Source organism: Nitrospirillum amazonense, from assembly GCF_029594735.1.
Taxonomy (GTDB): Bacteria; Pseudomonadota; Alphaproteobacteria; order Azospirillales; family Azospirillaceae; genus Nitrospirillum; species Nitrospirillum amazonense.
Genome location: NZ_JARPAF010000002.1, coordinates 2,333,230 through 2,354,932 on the forward strand (window position 1 = coordinate 2,333,230; position 21,703 = coordinate 2,354,932).

Annotated in this window: 23 protein-coding genes, 1 tRNA gene and 1 other RNA gene; 6 read left to right on the plus strand and 19 right to left on the minus strand. The window is 65.6% G+C overall.

Going from position 1 to position 21,703, the window contains the following annotated elements; translation table 11 throughout:
* Window positions 1-257: 257 nt before the first annotated feature.
* Window positions 258-332 (minus strand) — tRNA-Gln (locus tag P5F91_RS16735).
* A gap of 150 nt (window positions 333-482) precedes the next feature.
* Here P5F91_RS16735 and P5F91_RS16740 point away from each other — a divergent pair.
* Complete coding sequence (locus P5F91_RS16740) at window positions 483-1,424, plus strand: SEL1-like repeat protein (protein ID WP_277907650.1); 942 nt, start codon at window positions 483-485, stop codon at window positions 1,422-1,424.
* A gap of 3 nt (window positions 1,425-1,427) precedes the next feature.
* Here P5F91_RS16740 and P5F91_RS16745 read toward each other — a convergent pair whose 3' ends face one another.
* From P5F91_RS16745 to P5F91_RS16755, 3 genes are all read right to left on the minus strand, one after another.
* A complete protein-coding gene (locus P5F91_RS16745) occupies window positions 1,428-2,327 on the minus strand; it encodes a 4-(cytidine 5'-diphospho)-2-C-methyl-D-erythritol kinase (RefSeq protein ID WP_145611404.1) in 900 nt (299 codons plus the stop codon).
* 36 nt (window positions 2,328-2,363) lie between these two features.
* On the minus strand, window positions 2,364-4,061 hold the full coding sequence (locus P5F91_RS16750; protein WP_277907651.1) for a tetratricopeptide repeat protein: 1,698 nt from the start codon (window positions 4,059-4,061) through the stop codon (window positions 2,364-2,366).
* Between the two features lie 168 nt (window positions 4,062-4,229).
* Window positions 4,230-5,891 carry an electron transfer flavoprotein-ubiquinone oxidoreductase gene (locus P5F91_RS16755; RefSeq protein WP_277907652.1) on the minus strand — a complete coding sequence of 554 codons (1,662 nt, stop codon included), beginning with the start codon at window positions 5,889-5,891 and terminating at the stop codon, window positions 4,230-4,232.
* Between the two features lie 155 nt (window positions 5,892-6,046).
* Here P5F91_RS16755 and P5F91_RS16760 point away from each other — a divergent pair, with 155 nt between their 5' ends.
* Window positions 6,047-6,961 carry a uracil-DNA glycosylase gene (locus tag P5F91_RS16760; RefSeq protein ID WP_277907653.1) on the plus strand — a complete coding sequence of 305 codons (915 nt, stop codon included), beginning with the start codon at window positions 6,047-6,049 and terminating at the stop codon, window positions 6,959-6,961.
* A 122-nt stretch (window positions 6,962-7,083) separates the two neighbouring features.
* Window positions 7,084-7,770 (plus strand): MT-A70 family methyltransferase, encoded by a 687-nt coding sequence (locus tag P5F91_RS16765; protein WP_277907654.1) that lies wholly within the window; start codon window positions 7,084-7,086, stop codon window positions 7,768-7,770.
* On the opposite strand, the gene P5F91_RS16770 is transcribed toward P5F91_RS16765, so the two are convergent.
* From P5F91_RS16770 to thyA, 12 genes are all read right to left on the minus strand, one after another.
* Entirely contained in the window at window positions 7,722-8,069 is a 348-nt protein-coding gene (locus P5F91_RS16770) for a hypothetical protein (protein WP_277907655.1), read from the minus strand. The two genes, P5F91_RS16765 and P5F91_RS16770, sit on opposite strands and share 49 nt — an antisense overlap.
* A gap of 8 nt (window positions 8,070-8,077) precedes the next feature.
* Window positions 8,078-8,287, minus strand: a complete 210-nt coding sequence (locus P5F91_RS16775) for an addiction module protein (protein WP_277907656.1) — start codon at window positions 8,285-8,287, stop codon at window positions 8,078-8,080.
* A gap of 74 nt (window positions 8,288-8,361) precedes the next feature.
* Window positions 8,362-8,511, minus strand: a complete 150-nt coding sequence (locus tag P5F91_RS16780) for a hypothetical protein (RefSeq protein ID WP_277907658.1) — start codon at window positions 8,509-8,511, stop codon at window positions 8,362-8,364.
* A 233-nt stretch (window positions 8,512-8,744) separates the two neighbouring features.
* Window positions 8,745-9,938 carry a cystathionine gamma-synthase gene (locus tag P5F91_RS16785; RefSeq protein WP_277907659.1) on the minus strand — a complete coding sequence of 398 codons (1,194 nt, stop codon included), beginning with the start codon at window positions 9,936-9,938 and terminating at the stop codon, window positions 8,745-8,747.
* A gap of 47 nt (window positions 9,939-9,985) precedes the next feature.
* On the minus strand, window positions 9,986-11,401 hold the full coding sequence (locus P5F91_RS16790) for a pyridoxal-phosphate dependent enzyme (RefSeq protein WP_277907660.1): 1,416 nt from the start codon (window positions 11,399-11,401) through the stop codon (window positions 9,986-9,988).
* 146 nt (window positions 11,402-11,547) lie between these two features.
* A complete protein-coding gene (locus P5F91_RS16795) occupies window positions 11,548-12,195 on the minus strand; it encodes an elongation factor P hydroxylase (RefSeq protein WP_277907661.1) in 648 nt (215 codons plus the stop codon).
* Window positions 12,192-12,725, minus strand: coding sequence for a dihydrofolate reductase (locus P5F91_RS16800; RefSeq protein ID WP_277907662.1), 534 nt, complete (start codon window positions 12,723-12,725; stop codon window positions 12,192-12,194). Before P5F91_RS16800 ends, P5F91_RS16795 begins: the two co-directional genes overlap by 4 nt.
* 78 nt (window positions 12,726-12,803) lie before the next feature.
* On the minus strand, window positions 12,804-13,124 hold the full coding sequence (locus P5F91_RS16805) for a hypothetical protein (protein WP_277907663.1): 321 nt from the start codon (window positions 13,122-13,124) through the stop codon (window positions 12,804-12,806).
* The gene (locus P5F91_RS16810) at window positions 13,117-14,199 is read right to left on the minus strand and encodes a hypothetical protein (protein ID WP_277907664.1); all 1,083 of its coding nucleotides are present in this window, start codon (window positions 14,197-14,199) and stop codon (window positions 13,117-13,119) included. The genes P5F91_RS16805 and P5F91_RS16810 overlap by 8 nt, the downstream gene beginning before the upstream one ends.
* A 93-nt stretch (window positions 14,200-14,292) precedes the next feature.
* The gene (locus tag P5F91_RS16815; protein ID WP_277907665.1) at window positions 14,293-15,828 is read right to left on the minus strand and encodes a serine hydrolase; all 1,536 of its coding nucleotides are present in this window, start codon (window positions 15,826-15,828) and stop codon (window positions 14,293-14,295) included.
* A 95-nt stretch (window positions 15,829-15,923) separates the two neighbouring features.
* Window positions 15,924-16,265 (minus strand): hypothetical protein, encoded by a 342-nt coding sequence (locus P5F91_RS16820; RefSeq protein ID WP_145611385.1) that lies wholly within the window; start codon window positions 16,263-16,265, stop codon window positions 15,924-15,926.
* A gap of 183 nt (window positions 16,266-16,448) precedes the next feature.
* Window positions 16,449-17,339: a thymidylate synthase gene (gene thyA / locus P5F91_RS16825; protein ID WP_277907666.1), complete on the minus strand. Its 891-nt coding sequence runs from the start codon at window positions 17,337-17,339 to the stop codon at window positions 16,449-16,451.
* A gap of 182 nt (window positions 17,340-17,521) precedes the next feature.
* Between thyA and ssrA the strand changes: the two genes are divergently transcribed.
* From ssrA to P5F91_RS16840, 3 genes are all read left to right on the plus strand, one after another.
* Window positions 17,522-17,845, plus strand: a transfer-messenger RNA (tmRNA) gene (gene ssrA / locus P5F91_RS16830).
* A gap of 150 nt (window positions 17,846-17,995) precedes the next feature.
* On the plus strand, window positions 17,996-18,481 hold the full coding sequence (locus tag P5F91_RS16835) for an SspB family protein (protein WP_277907667.1): 486 nt from the start codon (window positions 17,996-17,998) through the stop codon (window positions 18,479-18,481).
* Between the two features lie 27 nt (window positions 18,482-18,508).
* A complete protein-coding gene (locus tag P5F91_RS16840; RefSeq protein ID WP_277907669.1) occupies window positions 18,509-18,928 on the plus strand; it encodes a TfoX/Sxy family protein in 420 nt (139 codons plus the stop codon).
* Between the two features lie 16 nt (window positions 18,929-18,944).
* Here the strand turns inward: P5F91_RS16840 and P5F91_RS16845 are convergent, their stop codons facing one another.
* The 3 genes from P5F91_RS16845 to rpoD all read right to left on the minus strand — a co-directional run bounded on the left by P5F91_RS16845 (window position 18,945) and on the right by rpoD (window position 21,660).
* The gene (locus P5F91_RS16845; RefSeq protein ID WP_277907670.1) at window positions 18,945-19,262 is read right to left on the minus strand and encodes a BrnA antitoxin family protein; all 318 of its coding nucleotides are present in this window, start codon (window positions 19,260-19,262) and stop codon (window positions 18,945-18,947) included.
* Window positions 19,249-19,605: a BrnT family toxin gene (locus P5F91_RS16850; RefSeq protein ID WP_277907672.1), complete on the minus strand. Its 357-nt coding sequence runs from the start codon at window positions 19,603-19,605 to the stop codon at window positions 19,249-19,251. Before P5F91_RS16850 ends, P5F91_RS16845 begins: the two co-directional genes overlap by 14 nt.
* 63 nt (window positions 19,606-19,668) lie before the next feature.
* Complete coding sequence (gene rpoD, locus P5F91_RS16855) at window positions 19,669-21,660, minus strand: RNA polymerase sigma factor RpoD (RefSeq protein WP_145611379.1); 1,992 nt, start codon at window positions 21,658-21,660, stop codon at window positions 19,669-19,671.
* Window positions 21,661-21,703 lie beyond the last annotated feature (43 nt).

Sequence of the window (21,703 nt, forward strand, 5' to 3'; positions counted from 1 at the left end):
GCCAATTCAATATCCCGCTATCCCTCAGGATGGCGCCCCCAACAGGCAAACCTATCCTTGCGGCAATAATACTTTGGAAGAGGCGGTGACGATACCTAAAATTTGACGAATCCTGACATTGCGCCCCATCGGCACCGCATTGGCCTCGAATCGTGCAGTATAGGCCAGGCCCACACTAATGGCATCGGCAGCCACGACAGTAATACACGCCCAAGTGGCGCGCCTGACCTTGGAATCGAGAAAACAGCCGGAAGGGATGGCTGGGGCGGGAGGGATCGAACCTCCGCATGGCGGAATCAAAATCCGCTGCCTTACCGCTTGGCGACGCCCCATCACCGGGCCTCCCGTCAGGGAGGGCGGCACCATAATCAGAAAGCCCGGCGGACGCAACGCCCCAAATCGCCCTGACCTTTTCCGCGAAACGCTGGCGCCGATCCCCCGCCGTGGCACTATGGCGGTACGCTCCCTCGCCCGGCCATCCCATGCCCCTTCCCTCGCCTATTCCCGCCCTGGCCATCCTGCTGCTGGCCGGCACCGCCCTGGCCGCCCCCAGCGGCATGCCGGAGCCGCCGCCCGCTGGAGCCGACGCCGGCCTGCTGGCGCTGGACGCCCGGGCGCGCGCCGGTGATGCCCAGGCGCAGCTGGATCTGGCTGACGCCTATGGCGACGTCCCCTTCGACCGCCCCGCCGACGTGGCCCGGGCCAGCGCCTGGTACCGGCTGGCGGCCGCCACGCCGGACCCCGTCCTCCGCCGGCAGGCTTGCGCCGCCCTGGGCACGCTGGAGGCCGGCGGCATGGGCTGGCCGGAAAACATCGCGGCCGCCCTGCCCTGGTACCGCTGCGCCGCCGATCTGGGCGACGTGCAGTCGCAGTTCAATCTGGGCCTGCTGTATGACGAGGGCGTGGACGTGCCGGCGGACGCGGCCCAGGCGGAGGCCTGGTACCGCCGCGCCGCCGAGGGCGGCCTCGTGCTGGCGCTGGAGCGGCTGGGGGCCCTGGCCGAGCGCGGCCATGACCGGGACGCCGCCGCGCGCCTGTACGGTGAGGCGGCGGCCAAGGGTGACGTCGCGGCCGTCCACGCCTTGGCCCGTCTCAAGCGCGGCGGGCCGTCACCACAGGTGGTGGGCATTGGTTTGGCGGCGCAATCGCAAGACCCCGCCACCGTCAAGCCGGCGCCCAGGCCCGTCCCCGGCCAGCCGCGCACGCCGCCGGCCGCCGTCGGCGCGGACGAACTGCGCCTGATCCAGCAGCGCCTGCGCGACCTGGGGTACCTGCACGGGCCGGCGGACGGCCGCCTGGGCGCCCGCACGGCCAACGCCATCCTGGCCTATGAGGCGGCGCACCCGGCGGTTTGGGACGAAACGGCACCGCCACCGGACGGCTGGCCCGGCCGTGACCTGCTGGCGCGCCTCTCCCGGCCCTGAGACTCAGGCGTCCGCTACCACCTCGGCCGCTGGCACCTCGGGCAGCAGGGCGGTGGCCTTGACCCACCAGGTCGGGCGCACGCGGTTGATCAAGGCGGCGGCCGAGGCCGCCGCCGCGACATCGGCATAGAGGCCGATGCAGGTGGCGCCGCTGCCCGACATGCGGGCCAGCAGGCAGCCCGGCGTCGCATCCAGGGCGGCCAGCACATCGGTGATGGCGGGCGACAGGCTTTCGGCGGCGGCCCCCAGATCATTGCCCCGCGCCCGCAGCAGCAGGGCGAAGTCGGCCACGTCCACGGGATCGCGTTCCAGCCGGCCGGCGGTGGACCAGGCGCCGGTGCGGGCGGCGAAGACGTCCTTGGTCGGCATGTGCACGCCGGGGTTCACCAGCAGCAGGGCGGCCGGCGGCAGGGTGGGCCCGGCCACCACCTGCTCCCCCGCGCCGCCGAAATAGGCGGTGCGGCCGAACAGGCATACGGGCACATCGGCGCCCAGCGTGGGCGCCAGCTCCACCAGGCGGGCATCATCCTGCGCCACGCCCCACAGCTCGGCCAGCGCCTTCAGGGTGGCGGCAGCATCGGCCGAACCGCCGCCGATGCCGGACGCCACCGGCAGGTTCTTGGTCAGGCGGATGGCGACGTGCGGGTCGCGACCCAGAACGTCGGCCAGGGCGTGCGCGGCGCGGGACACCAGGTTGCGGCCCGTGCCCTCGGCCACCAGGGTGCTGCCGAAGGGGCCGTCGATGGCCAGGCTGAAACCCGGCGCCTCGGTCACGGTGATCAGGTCGTGGGCGGTGGCGAACACCACCAGGCTATCCAGCTCATGATAGCCGTCGGGCCGCTTGCCCAGCACGTGCAGGTACAGGTTCAGCTTGGCGGCGGCGGCGGCGCTTACCGTGGTCACGGGGATCGGTCCTTCAACAAATCTTGGGTATCGGAATTATTGGGGTGCTGCGGGGTCGCGCTTCAGCTTTTCATCCAGCGCGGCCTTCAGGCTGTCGTCCGGATTCTCGCGCGCGGCGCGTTGCCACTGATAGTGCGCTTCGAGCCGCCGGCCGGTGGCCCAGTAGGCGTCGCCCAGATGGTCGTTGATGGCCGGATCGCGGGACTTCAGCTCCGCCGCGCGTTCCAGCAGATCAACCGCGCCGGGGATGTCGCCCGCACGGTACTTGGCCCAGCCCAGGCTGTCGATGATGGCGCCGTCGTTGGGGCGCAGCTTCACCGCCTGCTCCAGCAGCTGGCGCGCCTGGTCCAGCTTCACGCCCTTTTCCGACCAGGCATAGCCCAGGTAATTCAGGACGCCCGGCTGATTGGGCTGCAGCTGCAGGGCGCGCAGCAGGTCGGACTCCGCCTCCGGCCAATGCCCCATCTGGTCCTGCACGGTGGCGCGGGCATAATAGAGGAACCAGTCGCCGCCATTCGGGCGGCCGCCCAGGCGTTCGATGGCCTGGTTATAGGCGGTCAAGGCCTCGGGAAGCTTATGGTCGGCGCGCAGCAGATCGCCCAGGCGCACCAGGGCGTCGCTGCGGTCCGGCCTCTCGGACGCCATGGCCCGCAGGATGCCGGCCGCCTCCTGCGTCTTGTTAAGACGGGCCAGGGCGTCAGCCTGGCGCAGGCGCGCCGCCCACAGCAGGCCCGCGTCCGCCTTCTCCCCCGTCTTCATACCCAGGTCGGCGACGACGGCAGCATATTCGGCCGCCGCCTCCTGGTCCCGGTTCATTTCCGTCAGCGTTTCGCCCGCCAGCATGCGGGCGGGGGCAAGGGACGGGTCCAGGTGCAAGGCCAGGCGGCTATAGAGCAAAGCCACCTCCGCCACCTTTTCCTGGTTGATGGCGGCGGCCACGTCGAACAGCGCTTCCGCCAGGCCCTCGGTGGCGTTGGCCACCATGCGGCCCGGGTGGGGACGGGACAGCAGGGCGCGGGCGGCGTCGCCCATGGGGCCCTTGGGGTCCGCCTGCAGGATGGCCGCCACCGCCGCCTGCGCCAGGTCGGCATGGCCCATGCGCATTTCGAAATTGGCGCGCAGCATGGCGACGCGCAGCACCTGGCCACCGTCCGAGGCCTGGGCGTACCAGCTGCGGGCCGCGTCCTCGTGGCCCGCCAGATCCTCGATCAGGGCGGCGTGCAGGGCCGCCATGGCGCGGAAGGACGGCTGCGCCTCCAGCGGTTCCAGCGCCGCCTTGGCGGCGGCCCAATCACCCTTGCGCGCCTTGACCCAGGCGGTCACCAGCGGCCGCATGAAGGTGCCCAGACCGTCCTGGGGCAGGGCATCGATGGCGTGCAGCGCGCCCGGCTCGTCCCCCGCCGCCACGGCGTCGGCCGCCAGCAGGGTCAGGGCCACCGGATTGCCGTCCTTGGCCGCCACCAGGCGCTTGGCCAGGGGCAGCGCCACCTTGGTGCGGCCCAGGCCGACATTGATCAGCACGGCGCGGCGCAGCAGGGTCAGATCATCGGGGTCGGACTTGAGGCTGAGCGCCAGGAAGTCGGCCGCCGCCGTCCAGTCGCCCGCCCCCTGCGCCACCTTGCCGGCGACGAAGGCCGCCAGCGGGTCGGGGCCGCCGCCCTGCTCCGGCGCCTTGGCCGCCCAGGCGGAATGCCCCCAAGCCCCCGTCAGGCCCGCCGTCAGCAGGCCCGCCATGACCACCGTTGATGTCCGCCGCAAAAACCGCACGAGATCGCCGCCGTCTATTCTTAAGGTCCGGGTGCCCAAGCTAATCGGGAAACGCGGCCGGAACAACCGCGCCGGTCAGACACGGGCGGAAACAAAAAAGGCGCCCGGTGCTGGGCGCCTTTTCATGAAGCGGGCTTACATGTTGGGATAATTGGGGCCCCCGCCGCCCTCCGGCACCGTCCAGTTGATGTTCTGGGTCGGGTCCTTGATGTCGCAGGTCTTACAGTGCACGCAGTTCTGCGCGTTGATGACGAAGCGCGGGTTCTGCCCGTTGTCGTCGCGCGTGACCTCATACACCCCGGCGGGGCAGTAGCGCTGCGCCGGCTCGTCATACGTGGGCAGGTTGAAGGCGATGGGGACGGTCGGGTCCTTCAGCTTCAGGTGCGACGGCTGGTCTTCCTCATGGTTGGTGTTGGAGATGAACACCGAGGACAGGCGGTCGAAGCTGATGATGCCGTCGGCCTTGGGATAGGTGATCTTCTTGGCGTTGGCCGCCGGCACCAGGCTCTCATGGTCCGGCTTGCCGTGATGCTGGGTCCAGCCCACCAGGAAGCCCAGCTTCAGGTCGTTCAGCCACATGTGCAGGCCGCCCAGGGCCGTGCCCAGCCACATGCCGTGCTTCAGGCTGGGCTTCACGTTGCGCACCTTGTACAGGTCCTGGAAGACCCAGCTCTGACGCCACTTGGTCTCAAGATCCGTCAGCGCGTCATGGCCCTCGCTGCCCGCCGCCAGGCGCTCGAACGCCGCCTCGGCCGCCAGCATGCCGGTCTTCATGGCGTTGTGGCTGCCCTTGATGCGGGGCAGGTTGACGAAGCCGGCGGCGCAGCCGATCAGCGCGCCGCCGGGGAAGGTCAGCTTCGGCACGGACTGCAACCCACCCTCGTTGATGGCGCGGGCGCCGTAGGACAGGCGCTTGCCCCCCTCCAGATAGGGACGGATCAGCGGGTGCTGCTTGAAGCGCTGGAATTCCTCGAACGGCGACAGGTAGGGGTTGGTGTAGTTCAGGTGGACGACGAAGCCGATGGCCACCTGGTTGTCCTCCAGGTGGTACATGAAGGACCCGCCCCCGGTCTTGCTGTCCAGCGGCCAGCCCTGGCTGTGCAACACCAGGCCCTGTTTATGCTTGGCGGGGTCGATCTGCCACAGCTCCTTGATGCCGATGCCGTACTTCTGGGGATCCACGCCGTCGCGCAGGTTGAAGCGGGCCATCAGCTCCTTCGACAGGTTGCCCCGCACGCCCTCGGCGAACAGCGTGTACTTGCCATGCAGCTCCATGCCGGGGGTGTAGCGGTCCGTCGGCTCCCCATCCTTGCCGATGCCCATGTCGCCGGTGGCGATGCCCTTGACCGAGCCGTCGTCGTGGTACAGCACCTCGGCCGCGGCGAAGCCGGGGTAGATTTCAACGCCCAGTTCCTCGGCCTGTTGCGCCAGCCAGCGGCAGACGTTGCCCAGGCTGACGATGTAGTTGCCGTGGTTGTTCATCAGCGGCGGCAGCAGCGCATTGGGAATGCGCATGGAGCCGACCTCGGTCAGGATGTAGAAGCGGTCGTCGGTGACGGGGGTGTTGAGCGGCGCGCCCTTCTCTTTCCAGTCGGGAATCAGCTCATTCAGGGCGATGGGATCGATGACGGCGCCCGACAGGATGTGGGCCCCGACCTCCGATCCCTTTTCGATGACGCAGACGCTGATCTCCTTGTCCGCGGCGGCGGCCAGCTGCTTCAGCCGTATCGCGGCCGACAACCCCGAGGGGCCGGCGCCAACGACGACGACGTCATACTCCATCGACTCCCGTTCCATGTCTTTCGCCTTCTTTTTCCCAGGTTACCGGTGCGGAGTTCCGTGGCTTGCGTGCGGGCCCTCGCGGACGAACCCTAAAGGGAGCGCGTCATTTTCGCGCGCGCTCGCCCCATGCGGTTGATGAAGAAACACACCAGCGATGGTAGGGTCAAATCATGATTGACACGGCAAAAGCCGTCACGGATCTGGCCTGGCTGGTCGAGATCGGTGCCGACGAAGCGATCAACGACCAGCCGACGGACTGGACCCAGGTGGCCAGCCGCAGGGCGCCTACTGCGCGCGACGCCGGCCCGGGCCGCCCGCCGGCCGGCGCCCCGTCCGCCGCCGCCCCTGGCCGTTCCGCCACACCGCCGGAAAAAAGTTTCGGTGGCCCGCCTCCCCTCGCTGCCCTGGCTGGCGGCGATGGTCCGCCCGGCAGCCCCTTGGGCATGAGCGAGGCCCGGGCCAGCGCCCGCGGTGCCGCCATGGCCGCCACCACGCTGGACGAACTGCACAAGGCCCTGCTGGCCTTTGACGGCTGCCCCCTGAAGCAAACCGCCAGCTCCACCGTCTTCGCCGACGGCAACCCCAAGGCGCGCGTCATGCTGGTGGGGGAGGCGCCGGGCGAGCAGGAGGACAGGCAGGGCAAGCCCTTCGTCGGGCCGGCCGGCGCGCTGCTGGACAAGATGCTGGCCGCCATCGGCCTGGACCGCCATGCCGAGGAGCCGGACAAGGCGGTCTATATCAGCAACATCCTGCCCTGGCGCCCGCCCGGCAACCGCAACCCCACGGACAGCGAGATCGCCGCCTGCCTGCCCTTTATCCAGCGGCATGTGGAGATTGCCGACCCCGACATCCTGGTCTTCCTGGGCGGCATCTCGGCCAAGACCCTGCTGGCCAAGACGGAGGGCATCACCCGGCTGCGCGGCCGGTGGTTCGACTACGGCAGCCCCGGCCTGACCCGGCCCCTGCCCGCCCTGGCCCTGCTGCACCCCGCCTATCTGCTGCGCAACCCCGGCGCCAAGCGCGAGACCTGGCGAGACCTTCTGTCGCTGCGCCAACGTCTTCAGGCCTTGCCGCCCCGCCCGTAAGGCCGCATAAACGATGATCATCCCTTGCGCCGCCCGGGCGCTCGTGTTCTACATATGTTCCGTAGCCTTCTTCACTTTATTTCCCGGCCAGTGATGAACGGACGGATGGACGGCAAGCCGGCATGACCCTCCCTGTGACCTCCGCCCCCTCCCCCGCCACGCCCGATCTGGACCCGGCGCGCGACCTGTTGGCCGTGGCCGGCAAGAAGCGTTTCGCCACCGTGCTGGCGGACCCGCCCTGGCGATTCGTGAACCGCACCGGCAAGATGGCGCCGGAGCATCACCGCCTGTCGCGCTACGGCACCCTATCGGTGGAGGAGATTTGCGCCCTGCCGGTGTCCAAGGTGCTGGCCGATACGGCGCATCTGTACCTGTGGGTGCCCAACGCCCTGCTGCCGGAGGGGCTGCAGGTCATGCAGGCCTGGGGCTTCCAGTACAAGACCAACCTGGTGTGGCACAAGCTGCGCAAGGACGGCGGCTCCGACGGGCGCGGCGTGGGCTTCTACTTCCGCAACGTCACCGAACTGATCCTGTTCGGTGTGCGCGGCAAGAATGCCCGCACGCTGGACCCCGGCCGCACCCAGGTGAACTATCTGGGCACGCGCAAGCGGGAGCATTCGCGCAAGCCCGATGAGCAGTACGACCTGATCGAGGCCTGCAGCCCCGGCCCTTACCTGGAGATGTTCGCCCGCGGCGCCCGGCCCAAATGGACCGTGTGGGGCAACCAGGCCGACGACAGCTATGAGCCCACCTGGGACACCTACGCCCACAACTCCGCCACCCAGCGCCGCGTCGCGGCGGCGGAGTAATCGGACGGCCCTATCGGCGCCATCGCCTTGGATGGCGCCGCATATGAACGCCCCCTGTGACATAGACGTTGCCGCCACTCACCTTGAAATACGGCGCACAGGGAAAACCATTTATGATCGCTCGCCGGGATACCCGCCCGGACGACGGGGAATTGGTGCGGATTGCCCTGAATACGAGCCAACACACCATCGACGGCGATCAGGAAGCGTATTCCCAAATCCGGAAGCTGATCATCATACCACTGCCGTGCCGCCTCAATTTCCGACTGCGCGACGGGCAGGAAATAGAGATTCAGCATTTCACCAGTCAGGTCCGGCTCCGCCACAAGGTCGCACGCACCTCCGACCAAGGAACAGCATGCCGCTTGTCTTCCTCAAAAGTCGCATCGCGGCGATCGAGTTCAGCGGCCAGCGCTTCCGATATCGGTAGCGCCTCATTCTCCAAGCTGTCGCAAAGCTCCCCGATCAGCTCGAGACGCTCCTCAACGGTCAGATGGCTGAAGTCTATGGCGGACATGGGCACCGGCCCTAAGCAAGTCGCCCATTAAAGATGGCAGCCGGCCTTCCTCATGTCGAGGTCCCCCGAAAATTTCACCGCCCGCGGCGCCCCCAGAAGGTGCGGCCCTTGCGGCTGGTCTGGGCTTCCAGGAAGGATTCCTCCAGCGCCGCCATCTGCTCGGCCGTCAGGCCCAAGGGCAGATAGTCGATGCCCGACAGTTCACGCAAGGCCTGATCGTCCATTACCCCCTGAAGGGCGGTCCGCTTACCGTCAGCATCGAATAGACGCCGCATCGCCTAACCTCAAGCCAAACTGCCAAACATTCGGACGGCATCCCAATTCCGGGCACCGATTCCACGGGCGCGATCACCCAAGCAACATCGCATGGAATGCCGCTTTTTCGCGGCAAAGGCCACGTGGCAAAAGGTTAGGCTGTTACAACCGACAAGCCTAGGCGCCGGTTTAGGCTAGAGGATTAGGCCAGGGTAGTGCTAAGGGCGGCGTCCAGGTCGGCGATCAGATCGTCCACGTCCTCAATACCCACCGACAGGCGCACCAGGCCGTCGTCGATGCCGGCCGCAGCCCGCAATTCCGCCGGAATCGAGGCGTGGGTCATGATGGCCGGATGCTCGATCAGGCTTTCCACCCCGCCCAGGCTTTCGGCCAGGGAAAACAGCTCCGTCCGTTCCAGGAAGCGGCGTGCCGCCTCCAGCCCGCCTTTCAGGCTGACGGAAACCATGCCGCCGCCGCCCCGCATCTGGCGCTGGGCCAGAGCGTGCTGCGGATGGCTGGCCAGGCCTGGATAGCGCACCCCCGCCACGGCCGGATGACGCTCCAGCCATTCGGCGATGGCAGCGGCGTTGGCGCTGTGCCGTTCCATGCGCAGGGCCAGGGTCTTCAGGCCGCGCAGGGCCAGGAAGCTGTCGAAGGGGCCGGCCACGGCACCTACGGCGTTCTGCAGGAAGCCTAGGCGGTCGGCCAGCTCCCCCTCCTCCCGCACCACGGCGACGCCGCCCACCATGTCGCAATGGCCGTTCAGGTACTTGGTGGCCGAATGCACGACGATGTCGAAGCCCAACTCCAGCGGCCGCTGGGCGTAGGGCGTGGCGAAGGTGTTGTCGCACACGGAAATCAGCCCATGCAGCCGGGCGAAGGCGGCCACCGCCTCCAGGTCCACAAGCTTCAGCAGCGGGTTGGTCGGCGTCTCCACCCACAGCAGGCGGGTGTCGGGCGTCAGCGCCGCCTCCAGCTTGGCCGGGTCGGTCATGTCGACGAAGCGGGAGGTGATGCCCATGGAGCGCTTGCGCACCCGTTCCAGCAGGCGGTAGCTGCCGCCGTAGAGGTCGTCCATGGCGATGATGTGGCTGCCGGCGTCCAGCAGCTCCAGGATGGTGGCCTCCGCCGCCAGGCCGGAGGCGAAGGCATAGCCCCGCACCCCGCCCTCCAGATCCGCCACGCAACGCTCATAGGCCATGCGGGTGGGGTTCTGGCTGCGGCTGTACTCATAGCCCTTATGGACGCCGGGGCTTTCCTGCACATAGGTGGAGGTGGCGTAGATGGGCACGGTGATGGCGCCGGTGCTGGGGTCCGGCTCCTGCCCCGCATGCACGGTGCGGGTGGCGAAGGCCCGTTGGTTGGACAGGGGGCGGTTGTGGCTGCGGTCGGCCATGGGGATTCCTTGGGGATGAAAGCGGGGCGCGGGACAGAGGGCGGGCGTCAGCCCAGCTGCCGGCGCAAATGGTTCAGCAGGTCGACGCGGGTCAGCAATCCTAGGAAGGCGTCCCCCTCGGTGACCAGGGCCACCATGTTGCGGCTGAAGATGGCGTCCAGCGCGCTGATGGGGGCGGTCACCGGCACGGTTTCCAGGCGCGAGGTCATGGCCTCCCGCACCGCCTCGCGGAAGCGCGACGGGTCGGGCTCGACATGCAGCAGCAGGTCGGACTCGTCCAGCAGGCCCACCACGCGGCCGCCCTGCATCACCGGCAGCTGCGAGACGTCGGAGATGCGCATGCGCTTGTACGCCGTCAGCAGGGTGTCGTCGGGCGAGACGGTCACCACTTGGCCCTTGTCCACCCGCCGGGTGATAAGGTCGCGCAGATCGCCGGTGCGGGCGCTGGGCAGGAAGCCTTGGTCGGCCATCCAGCCGTCGTTGAACATCTTGGACAGGTACTTGTTGCCCGTGTCGCACACCAGCGTGACCACGCGCTTCGGTGTCGTCTGTGCCCGGCAATAGCGCAGGGCGGCGGCGAACAGGGTGCCGCTGGAGGAACCGCCCAGGATGCCCTCCCGGCGCAGCAGCTCGCGCGCCGCGTTCAGGCTCTCGGCGTCGGGAATGGTGTAGGCGTCCTCCACATACTGCAGGTCGCAGTTGGGCGGCACGAAATCCTCGCCAATGCCCTCCACGACCCAGCTGCCCGGCTCGTCATGCCGGCCGGTCTTCACCAGGTCGCGCAGGATGGAACCCTGGGGGTCGGCCAGCACCATGCGGGTGCGCGGGCTGGCCGCGCGGAAATAGCGGCCCAGGCCGGTCAGCGTGCCGCCGGAACCCACGCCCACCACCACGGCGTCCAGGCGCCCGTCCATCTGGCGCAGCAGCTCCGGCCCCGTCCAGCGCTCATGCGCCGCCGGGTTGTCGGGGTTGGCGAACTGGTTCATGTAGACCGCACCGGGGATCTCGGCGGCCAGCCGCTCGGCGATGTCCTGGTAATAGTCGGGATGGCCCTTCCCCACGTCGCTGCGCGTCACATGGATTTCGGCGCCCAAGGCCCGCAGATGGTTGATCTTCTCCGCCGCCATCTTGTCGGGGATGACCAGCACCAGGCGATAACCCTTGGCGGCGCAGACCAGCGCGAGGCCCAGGCCGGTGTTGCCGGCCGTGGCCTCCACCACCGTGCCGCCGGGCTTCAGCCGGCCCGTCTTCTCCGCCCCCTCCACCATGGCGAGGCCGATGCGGTCCTTGATGGAGCCGCCGGGGTTCTGGTTTTCCAGCTTCAGGTACAGCTCACACGGGCCGGTATCGATCTTGGTGACACGGACCAGCGGCGTGTTGCCGATCAGGGACAGGATGGCGGGGCCATCCGGGGTGTTCTCGGTTGACGGAATGGGGGCGGACGACGCGTGCGCGATCGACATGGGAACCCTCTCGGTCTGTTCGTTAAGCAAAACAGTGACCGATGGGCGGGGCACTTACAATCCCCCGTCAGTATAGACCCTCGCGACGCTTCCTGTTGGCCGGCGCCCGGCGGAAAGTCTTATTGCCTTTGCCGCAATGCACAATATTACAAGCTTGCGACGCGCCGCTTTACTTCGAAATGTTCTGGCGGAATTGGGCGGTAATTCGCATCAATCAATCCGCGTCGATGCAAATTGGCCAGATTGTCGGCCAGGTTGTCGATGCAGGCGGCGCGGTCCCAGCCTTCCAGCCAGTTCTGCTCCAGGAAGGCCATGATGGCGGGCTGGCCCAGCTCCACCTCCCACAGGATGCCGATGAGGGAGGACAGCGCCTCTTCCTCGATCTGGGTTTCCTGGTCGACGCAGATGGCGGCGTTGGCTTCCTCGACGCGGCCCGTCTCCGGCCCGGCGCCCAGGCCGAAATCGACCAGGCCCCGCCGCTCCGGCGGCGCCACCAGCCAGTGGCCGATCTCATGGATCAGCACATAGGACTCGCTCTGGGTTCGGATGGCGCGACCGTCCCAGCTGTAGGCCGCCATGGGCAGTTCATCGATGGTCTCGATGCCGAAGCGGTGGGCCAGCGCGACGCCGTCCGCCCGGTGCTGGGGCGTATCCACGCCCAGGGGCACCAGGTCCAAGGTGGCGGCGATGCGCTCGAACACCTCCGCGACCAGCGGATCGGCGCCGGTCAGGCGGCCGCGCAGGTCGGCCAGGATGGCCGGCAACTCCTCCAGGGGAATGGGGGTGAGGATCATGCCCGCTCCAGCACCACGAAGCTGTGCGCCGGGGCGGGGTCGACCTCCACCTCCAGCGCCGGCACATCGCGCCGCGACACTTCCCGCCATTCAGCCCGGTCAAAGGTGGGGAAGAAGGCGTCGCCCTCCGGGCTGGCGTGCACCTCGGTCAGATACAGGCGGTGCGCGGTCTTCAGGGCGGTGGCGAACAGCAGCTCCCCGCCGATCACCATGACCTCCGCCGCGCCGTCCGCCGCCGCGATCAGGCGGGCTTGCTCGATGGCGGCGTCCAGGCTGTGGCAGACCACGGCGCCGTGGGCGCGATAGTCCTTCTTGTGCGTCACGATGATGTTGGTGCGGCCCGGCAGCGGCTTGGCCCCGATGCTCTCCCACGTCCGCCGGCCCATGACCACCGGCTTGCCCAGGGTCATCTCCTTGAAATACTTCAGATCCCCCTTCAACCGCCACGGCAGGCGGTTCTCCACCCCGATGACGTTGTTGGTGGAAACGGCGGCGATGAGGGCCAAGGGAATGGGCGCGGACTCGGGCATGGGATCAAGGGGCCTGGCTGATGAACGCTCAAGGCCTGCGGTTTTACGGCAAACGGGGGATGGTGAGAATGCGGAAGATCAGTTTGTCGGGCTGGTTTGCACTTTAGGAATGTCAGCCGAAGATATTTGAGAAAAGGCTATTGCCTCATATTTGGCTTGATCAATATGACAATCGACCATTGAGATAAAATCTTTCTTACACAGTCCAACCTGCTTAGCCATTGCGCTCAGTAAGCTGTCACCTATAGATTTCGCTCCGGTGCCATGGCTGATTTTTGTTCTCTTCGTAGTCTTTTTTCCCTCTAGATTCCAATATATATAATAATGATGATCTCCATCAGATTTCTTAAATCCTTTTCTCAGAAGAGCAGCCTCAATTGTTTTTTTATCTTTATTCATTTTCCAACACCGAGAATCGAGAGATCAATTCATTTTTCAGAACGATGGCATCATCTGCCAGTTCAGAATCAGGGGCCATGGCGTAATTCACCCAGAGCATCTGAAGTTCATCAATAATGCAAGATCTTATATCTTGATAAGACTCGCTATATACATCTATATCTAGATGTTCATCATGAAAATAAAACAACCCGTCATCAATGACGTATGAAATTCTTGGACGAATTGCCATATTCGCTTTTATTTTTACGCCTCCGCAATAAAAAAATTCAATGGGATCTAGCGTTGCTTCCAACTCAGAGATTTTTTCCACTTTCTTAAATTCTTTTATTTTTCCAGAAGAATTGTGAATTGCCTCACCAAATATGCTTATATTTTTCCTGACATTAGCCTTAATCCATTCCTCTATTCTTAAATTGTAACCGAATTTCACCGTATTATTTGATGATGTCCTGACTGTCGCCAAAGCTTGGCCAAAATCTATTACCTTCAATCTTCCATAAATCTCCTCTCGCGAATCTTCAATAGGCTGCGAAGAAGAATAGGATTCAATTAAAGATTGAGCAGCTTCCGATTTGAAGCTATAGCGCCCGCTGGCGCCCACTCGGATACGCACATGAAGATTTTCATATTGATCAGGAATAAGTCCACGAGCAGCTTCAGCTAAAAATTTTCTTTCACGTGCGCTCGGCACAACGCGTCGCAGATTATCCTCATCCCCACTGCTGAACGCCTTCAAAGTTCGAACTAACTTTAGACGAGCATTTATGGAAGACGGCGTCGAGTTTCCAGCCTGCGACGAGACGCTAAATGGCTGTATATAACTACCTTCTTTTGGGGCTTTACATATCAGCGCATATTCACGCTTTACTTTAGCGCTCGGCTTAAGACGTTGACCTAAATCCTTACCTTCGAAACCCATGCCGATAATTAAAAGCATACGCTGAAGAGCGCCTAATGAAGCGAGTACGGCTTCAGCGGGAGCGCCATGAAGCCGACGAACCAAATCTCCGTCAAACTTCAGCTCAATATCTTCAATTTCTTCGACCACCAAGTGCCCCATATTAACCAACATCTCTACTTCTGGTCGATCTCGCCATCATAGGAGAAAAACCACCCAGATCCAACCACCACAGCGCGTATCCAATGGTATAGATTGGAGATCGCCTTAGAAAGGGCGCTGTTCCCCTCTCCCGCCGGCCCTCAATGCCACCAGCCGCCGCTCAGCGTTCTGGTTCTTCGGGTCCAGCTCCAGGGCGCGCTGGTAGGCCAGGATGGCGGCGGGCTTGTCGCCGGTGGCCGCCAGCGCCTCGGCCAGGCTGTCCTGGGCGTTGCCGCTGTCAGGGTAGAGGTCGGCGGCCAGTTTCAGGATGGCCAGGGCGCTCCGGGGCTGGCCGTTGCTGAGCAGGCGATAGCCCCAGTCGTTCAATTCCGCCTCCTGCAACGTCACGCCCGGCTCCCGGGCCTTCATCGCGGCGTAGAGCGCCGGCACCTGGTCGAAGCCGTGGCGCTGGATGTCCACGCGCAGGGCGGCCAGGCCGGCCAGCTTGGCGCCATAGAGGGCGGCTACCTGGTCGATCATGTCCTCAGGAAACGCGCCGGACAGGTTGGTCAGGATGACCACGCCCACCTCATCCTCCGGGTAGAGGAAGAAGGCGGAGCGGCCGCCGCCGGTCATGCCCACGGCGCGATGGCCGCCGCGGTCCAAAACCTCCCAGCCCAGGCCCCACTGGCCCGGGCGGCCATCGTTGAAGGCGGCGGGCGTCCACAGCAGGCGCAGGCTGTCGGCGTCCAGCAACTGACCCTGGCTGACGGCGATCATCCAGCGCGCCATATCCTCCGCCGTGCTGTCCAGGCCGGAGGAGGCGCGATGCATGGGGCGGAACAGTTCATAGACCGGGCGGGGTGTTGCCACCGGGGCGCCATCCGGCCCCCCAGCGGGATTGGGCGCATAGCTGTTGCGGTAGCCGGCGGCCTTGCCCGGCGTGACCATGCTGCTGTCGCCAAAGGCGGTGTGGGTCATGCCCGCCGCCTCGATCTCCCAGCCGATGATGGGCGTGTCGGGCGGCTGGCCGGTCAGCGTGTCCACCACCCGCTGCACCAGGGTGTAGTTGGTCTGGCAGTAATCGAAGCGCTCGCCGGGCGTGAACTTCATGGGCTGGGCCTGCACCCAGGCCCAGATGGCGTCACCCCCCACCCGCTCGTCCCGGTCGCCCGGCGCGCGGTTGATGTCGGGCAAGCCGGACATGTGGGTCAGCAGCTGGCGGATGGTGATGGGGCGCCAGGCGGCGGGCAGGTCGTCCAGGTACTGGCCGACGGGCGCGTCCAGGTCCAGCCGCCCGGCCTGCACCTGCCGCATCGCGGCCACGCCGGTGAAGGCCTTGGTGATGGAATTGACGGCGAAGATCGTCTCATTGGTCACCGGCACCGGCGTCTGCAGGTTGGCCACGCCATAGCTGCGCGACAGCACCAGGCGCCCGTGCTGGATGACCGCCACCTGCAGGCCGGGGATGCCCAGCGCCCGCATCTGGCCCTGTAGGAAAGCGTCGACCTGTGCCGCCACCGGGGTCGCCACCGTATCCACCGCGCCGGCGGCCGGCGGCGCCCGGTTGGCGGCCACCACCGCCTTGCCCGTGGCCGCCTGGCCCACCATCGGCGCCCCCGTCAGCAGCAGCAGCGCCACCAGTCCCCACATCCCGCGCATGATACATCCCCGCATCAACACCTGAGCGGGGGCATGCTAACAGGCGGGCGGCGGGACGCTGAGGGCCACTCCGGTGGCCCCACCGGCGGGCCGCCTCAGGCCTCTTGCAGGGTCAGCAGAAGCTGTTTCCAGTCCTGATAGCCGGAGAGCGGATTGGTGGCGTCACCGCGCTGCTCAATGGCGCTGATGACCTTCCGGGTTTGGTCGATGTAGTTGACCGGCTGGCTGTCCAGGCTGGCGCGCTCCTGCGCCGTGAAGGCCTGGAACTGGCCATTGGGCCCCACCTTGCCCAGGCGCCCCATCATCTCCAGCTTGCCCATCTGTTCCAGGCTGATCTGTCCGGACTGATAAAGACCGCCAGCCACGCCCATCATCTGGCTGCGGGACATGCGGGTGAAATCCGGCGCGCCGCCGGATGCCGCGTTAATCGTCGTCACGTCTGTTCCCCCTCCGAACGCGCGAAACTGCGGCCGGGGCAAGCACCTGGCGTGCCAGAAGCGTTCGCCACCAAAGGCCAGGGCGGCTGCGGTGGGAAGAAGATGCGTGGTCGGAGACAACAACCGGATCAGCAAATATTGCCGAGATACACAGGCAAAAGTTGCCGCCCGCCACCTCCCTGATCACACCGCCACGTCGGCCTTGATGTGCGGGTGCGGGTCGTAGCCGGTGATCTCAAAATCCTCGAAGCGATAGTCGAACAGGCTGTCGGCTTTGCGCTTGATCACCAGCCGGGGGAAGGGCCGCGGCGCGCGCGTCAGCTGCTCTTCCGCCTGGGGGATGTGGTTGAGGTAGAGGTGCACGTCCCCGCCCTGCCACACCAGGTCGCCCACGGAAAGGTCGCACTGGTGGGCCAGCATGTGGATCAGCAGCGCGCCCTCGCACAGGTTCCAGGGAAGGCCCAGCAGGGTGTCGGCGCTGCGCTGGAAGATGAGGCCGGACAGCTTCCCATCGGCCACAAAGAACTGATAGGTCATGTGGCAGGGCGGCAGCGCCATGTCGGGCAGGTCGGCCACGTTCCAGCCGGTGAACAGCAGGCGCCGGCTGGTGGGATTGGTGCGGATGCCGTCCACCAGTTCCTGAATCTGGTCGATGACCTTACCGTCCGGCCCCTGCCAGCGCCGCCACTGCTTGCCATAGACGGGGCCCAGGTCGCCCCACTGGGCAGCGAAGGTATCGTCAGCCAGCACGCGGGCCTCGAAGTCTTCCTGCGAAATCTCCTCGCCCGTCTTTCTGCGGTAATTGGCCAGCGGCCAGTCCGTCCAGATGCGCACCTTGTTGGCCAGCAGCGGGCGGATGCTGGTATCGCCCGACAGGAACCACAGCATCTCGTGGATGGCCTGGCGGTGGAAAATCTTCTTGGTGGTCAGCAGGGGGAAACCGACCGACAGGTCAAAACGCATCTGCTCGCCGAACAGCGCCTTGGTGCCCACGCCCGTACGGTCCACCCGGGCGGTCCCGTGGTCGATCAGGCGGCGCAGCAGCGACAGGTACTGGTATTCCGGATGCGCCATGGCAGCCCTCAACAAATGATCGCCGGGCGGCCCGACGCGGAAACGGTATCACTACATAATGTAGCGCCCGGGCGTGCGGAACCCCATATCTCAAGAAGCCATAGACGCCGGCGGGGCCCAGGCCATGGTCGGCGCCGACCAACCAGTTCCCCGGAAAGGTCGCGGGCCTGCCATTCCCTGAAGGCCTTTCACTTTCGTGCCCGCGTCCCTATATTGGGAATGTCGGGCTTGCCCGACTATGGCGATAAACGCCTTGCGGAATAAGCGTTGCGGACCCGGGGGCGGTACCCGGCGCCTCCACCATCATGGGGGCGAATCAGGATCGACGTGCGTGGTAAAGGCATGGTTTTCGCTCGGCATGGTTCCGCCGTTATCGGGCCGTTTCATAGGTGCCAACGATAATTCGGCGCCTGCTCTTCGCATGGCCGCCTAATACCCTCAACGGGGTATTAGCGGAAAGCTAAGAACGGGGTTCGGGGGGCACCCGGCAACAGAAGCCCCCCACTGAACGGCCCCGATCGGCGGACGTCCAAGCCGCCGGTCGGCCCGTCCTTTGACCCACCTGCCGGCGTTTTCGCGCGCCCAAGCTTGCAAATCGCGCGCCGGGCGGGTCTATTGGTGACGTTGTACCCCGCTACCGGAGCGTTTTGCCTGCCATGTCCACCGATCTCCTTCGCTACGACCGTATGGTCGAGGCCGCCCTGCGCCGCGTCGTGCGCGATGCGCTGAAGGAAGTGCAGGAGCATGGCCTGCCCGGCGAGCATCATTTCTTCATCAGCTTCCGCACCCAGTATCCGGGCGTGCGCATGCCGGAATTCCTGCGCGCCAAGTACCCGGATGAGATCACCATCGTCCTGCAGTACCAGTTCTATGGCCTGGACGTGAATGACGAGCGGGTGGAAGTGACGCTGAGCTTCAACGGCAGTCATGAGCGCCTGGTGGTGCCCATGGCCGCCATCACCACCTTCGCCGACCCCTCGGTCAACTTCGCCCTGCAGTTCCAGCCCCCCGACGAGGAAGAGGGCGAGGACGTGGTGGATGAGGCCGCCGAGGAAGAAGAGGTCGCCCCCGAGGGCGAGGACGACGACACGCCCAAGCAGGGCGGCACCGTCGTGGCGCTGGACGCATTTCGTAAGAAATAAGCCCGCCCGCGCGGGGGAGCAGCGACCATGCCCGTCTCCCCCGATTTCCTGGACTACATCCTAGACCTGCTGGCCCCCCTTTCAAACGAATATGGAGGATCGGTTGAAGCCCCGCGCCTGTTCGGCGGCCGGGGCCTGACTCTGCACGGCCGCAACTTCGGCCTCATCACCCGCGACGACACGCTGTACCTGAAGGCCGACGCCATCAGCCAACCGCAGTTCGAGGCCGCCGGCTGCATCCGCTTCGCCCCCTGGGCCGACAAGCCGCACCGTTCCCTGGGCTACTACACCCCGCCCGACGGCGCCATGGACGATCCCGACGAACTGCTGCGCTGGGCCCGCCTGGCCGTGGACGCCGCCCTGCGCGCCCCGGCCAAGGCGCCGAAGAAGGCGAAGGCACCGGCGGCGGCGAAAAGGAAGAACCTGGCGGACATGTTGCTGGAGTAGGGGCGCGTTTTCGGGATCAGTCTTCGTGGCGGTCCACGTATTCACGTAAGGCCTGATTGATGCGGCTTTGATACCCCCGACCATGGGGATGCTTACGGAACCAGGCAATCAAATCCGCATCCAGACGCAGGGTCAGTTGCTGCTTCACTGGCCGGAACATGCCCCGTTGCGCGCCGGTCCAGTCGGTCCTTTCCGGAATGTCGGTCGTGTCGATTTGCTCATCCGGCATCGCGACCAGGGTTTTAATCTGCGCTTCCAGCTCAGGGGAAAGGTCAGCCGCAGATTTGCGCCGCTTGCGCGCTCTGAAGACCGCCCGCTTCTCAGCTAGCTTCATAGTCAGCCCTTTCCCTTGCCGTTGCCTTCCTGGCGCTGATGATCCGGCCGGCGGCCCCTCCCCCATCATCGGGAAGGGTGTGAACCACGAACAAGATCAGATCCGCAGCGCCTTTGACCACAGAGCACACGGTGTCCCAGCGTTTCTCATCGGGATAAGGATCTTCCATGGTCAAGGCATAGGGATCATCAAGCGCGAGGGCAGCCAGCTCGAACCCGACCTTGTGCTTCCGGAAATTGGTCTCGGCCTTCTTTGGATCCCATGTCCAGCGCAAGGCATCCGGCCCCATATTTGTAGCCACATAAATGTAGCTACAAATATGGTTGGCGGCAAGATGACCCATACAAAAAGGGCGGCCCCAGCGGGACCGCCCTTCTCGCTACTCAGTGCCCAATCCCTGACGGGATCAGGTATCCAGGAAGCTGCGCAGCTTGCGCGAGCGGGAAGGGTGCTTCAGCTTGCGCAGCGCCTTCGCCTCGATCTGGCGGATACGCTCGCGGGTCACGCTGAACTGTTGGCCCACTTCTTCCAGGGTGTGGTCGGTGTTCATGCCGATGCCGAAGCGCATGCGCAGCACACGCTCCTCACGCGGGGTCAGCGAGGCCAGGACGCGGGTGGTCGTCTCGCGCAGGTTCGCCTGGATGGCGGCGTCCAGCGGCAGGACGGCGTTCTTGTCCTCGATGAAGTCGCCCAAGTGGCTGTCTTCCTCGTCGCCGATCGGCGTCTCGAGGCTGATGGGCTCCTTCGCGATCTTCAGGACCTTGCGGACCTTCTCCAGCGGCATCATCAGCCGTTCGGCCAATTCCTCCGGCGTCGGCTCGCGGCCGATCTCGTGCAGCATCTGGCGCGAGGTGCGCACCAGCTTGTTGATCGTCTCGATCATGTGCACGGGGATGCGGATGGTGCGGGCCTGGTCGGCGATGGACCGGGTGATGGCCTGGCGAATCCACCAGGTGGCGTAGGTCGAGAACTTGTAGCCGCGCCGGTATTCGAACTTATCAACGGCCTTCATCAGGCCGATGTTGCCTTCCTGGATGAGGTCCAGGAACTGCAGGCCGCGGTTGGTGTACTTCTTGGCGATGGAGATGACGAGGCGCAGGTTGGCCTCCACCATCTCCTTCTTGGCGCGGCTGGCTTCCTTCTCGCCCTTCTGCACCGTCGAGACGATGCGGCGGAATTCGCTGATGGGCAGGCGCACGCCTTCCGCGATCTCGTTGATGCCCTCGCGGACCTTCACGATCTCGGTGGCGCTGCGCTCGGCGAACTTGGCCCAGGCCTTGGAATTGCCCTTCACCCGGTCCAGCCAGTTGGGGTCCAGCTCGCTGCCGTAGTAGTGGTGCAGGAAGTCCTCGCGCTTGACCTTGCAGTCGGTCGCCAAGCGCAACAGCTTGCCCTCGAAGCCCATCAGGCGGCGGTTCATGCCGTACAGCTGCTCGACCAGGGCCTCGATGCGGCTGTTGTTCAGCCGCACGGAGTTGACCAGCTCGGTCAGTTCGGCCTTCAGCTTGTCGTACTTCTTGTCCTGGGCCTTGCCCAGATCCTCGCCGCGCTGGATGGCCGCCAGCCGCAGCTCCTGCATCTTGTGCAGCTTGTCGTAAGTGTCCTCGATGGTCTGGAAGGTTTCCAGCACCATGGGCTTCAGTTCGGCTTCCATGGCGGCCAGCGAAATGCCGGCCTCTTCCTCGCCGCCTTCGCCGGGCTCACCGCCCTCGCCGCCCTCGGGGCGCTCACCGCCCTCACCGTCGCCGGCGCCCTCGCCACCCTCGGCCGCCCCTTCCTCGCGCGGGGCCTCCTCGGCGCCCAGCACGGCCTCGGTCAGCTCACCCGACTCCGGATCGACGCCATAGGTCGCGTCCAGGTCGATGATGTCGCGCAGCAGCATCTTCCCTTCGTTCAGGGCCTCGTGCCACTGGATGATGGCACGGATGGTCAACGGCGATTCGCAGATCGCGCCGATCATCATCTCGCGGCCGGCCTCGATGCGCTTGGCGATGGCGATTTCGCCCTCGCGCGACAGCAGCTCCACCGAGCCCATCTCGCGCAGGTACATGCGCACCGGGTCGTCGGTGCGGCCGATGTCGTCGTCGTCCAGGTTACCGGAGACACGGCCCTCGCCGTCGCCACCGCCTTCACCGCTGGCCTCGGAATCCTGCTCTTCCGATTCGATGACGTTGATGCCCATCTCATTGAGCATGGCCATCGTGTCCTCGATCTGCTCGGAGGAGGACTGGTCGGGGGGCAGGGCCGCGTTCAGCTCGTCATAGGTGACGAACCCCCGCTCCTTGCCGCGCTGGATCATCTTCTTGACGGCCAGGCCCATGCCATCCATCAGCGGGCCGTCCACCTGTTCCTCACGCGCCTCGGAAACGTCCGCACTCTGCGCTGCTTTCGTGGCCATTCGCTCAATGTCCCCGACTAACTGAAATGCAAACCAACTGAAC

Coding starts and splice junctions, on each gene's coding strand:
- P5F91_RS16740 (WP_277907650.1), top strand. CDS start 483: ATGCCCCTTCCCTCGCCTATTCCCGCCCTGGCCATCCTGCTGCTGGCC.
- P5F91_RS16750 (WP_277907651.1), bottom strand. CDS start 4,061: ATGGCGGGCCTGCTGACGGCGGGCCTGACGGGGGCTTGGGGGCATTCC.
- P5F91_RS16755 (WP_277907652.1), bottom strand. CDS start 5,891: ATGGAACGGGAGTCGATGGAGTATGACGTCGTCGTCGTTGGCGCCGGC.
- P5F91_RS16760 (WP_277907653.1), top strand. CDS start 6,047: ATGATTGACACGGCAAAAGCCGTCACGGATCTGGCCTGGCTGGTCGAG.
- P5F91_RS16765 (WP_277907654.1), top strand. CDS start 7,084: ATGACCCTCCCTGTGACCTCCGCCCCCTCCCCCGCCACGCCCGATCTG.
- P5F91_RS16770 (WP_277907655.1), bottom strand. CDS start 8,069: ATGCTGAATCTCTATTTCCTGCCCGTCGCGCAGTCGGAAATTGAGGCG.
- P5F91_RS16775 (WP_277907656.1), bottom strand. CDS start 8,287: ATGTCCGCCATAGACTTCAGCCATCTGACCGTTGAGGAGCGTCTCGAG.
- P5F91_RS16780 (WP_277907658.1), bottom strand. CDS start 8,511: ATGGACGATCAGGCCTTGCGTGAACTGTCGGGCATCGACTATCTGCCC.
- P5F91_RS16785 (WP_277907659.1), bottom strand. CDS start 9,938: ATGGCCGACCGCAGCCACAACCGCCCCCTGTCCAACCAACGGGCCTTC.
- P5F91_RS16790 (WP_277907660.1), bottom strand. CDS start 11,401: ATGTCGATCGCGCACGCGTCGTCCGCCCCCATTCCGTCAACCGAGAAC.
- P5F91_RS16795 (WP_277907661.1), bottom strand. CDS start 12,195: ATGATCCTCACCCCCATTCCCCTGGAGGAGTTGCCGGCCATCCTGGCC.
- P5F91_RS16800 (WP_277907662.1), bottom strand. CDS start 12,725: ATGCCCGAGTCCGCGCCCATTCCCTTGGCCCTCATCGCCGCCGTTTCC.
- P5F91_RS16805 (WP_277907663.1), bottom strand. CDS start 13,124: ATGAATAAAGATAAAAAAACAATTGAGGCTGCTCTTCTGAGAAAAGGA.
- P5F91_RS16810 (WP_277907664.1), bottom strand. CDS start 14,199: ATGTTGGTTAATATGGGGCACTTGGTGGTCGAAGAAATTGAAGATATT.
- P5F91_RS16815 (WP_277907665.1), bottom strand. CDS start 15,828: ATGCGCGGGATGTGGGGACTGGTGGCGCTGCTGCTGCTGACGGGGGCG.
- thyA (WP_277907666.1), bottom strand. CDS start 17,339: ATGGCGCATCCGGAATACCAGTACCTGTCGCTGCTGCGCCGCCTGATC.
- P5F91_RS16835 (WP_277907667.1), top strand. CDS start 17,996: ATGTCCACCGATCTCCTTCGCTACGACCGTATGGTCGAGGCCGCCCTG.
- P5F91_RS16840 (WP_277907669.1), top strand. CDS start 18,509: ATGCCCGTCTCCCCCGATTTCCTGGACTACATCCTAGACCTGCTGGCC.
- P5F91_RS16845 (WP_277907670.1), bottom strand. CDS start 19,262: ATGAAGCTAGCTGAGAAGCGGGCGGTCTTCAGAGCGCGCAAGCGGCGC.
- P5F91_RS16850 (WP_277907672.1), bottom strand. CDS start 19,605: ATGGGTCATCTTGCCGCCAACCATATTTGTAGCTACATTTATGTGGCT.
- rpoD (WP_145611379.1), bottom strand. CDS start 21,660: ATGGCCACGAAAGCAGCGCAGAGTGCGGACGTTTCCGAGGCGCGTGAG.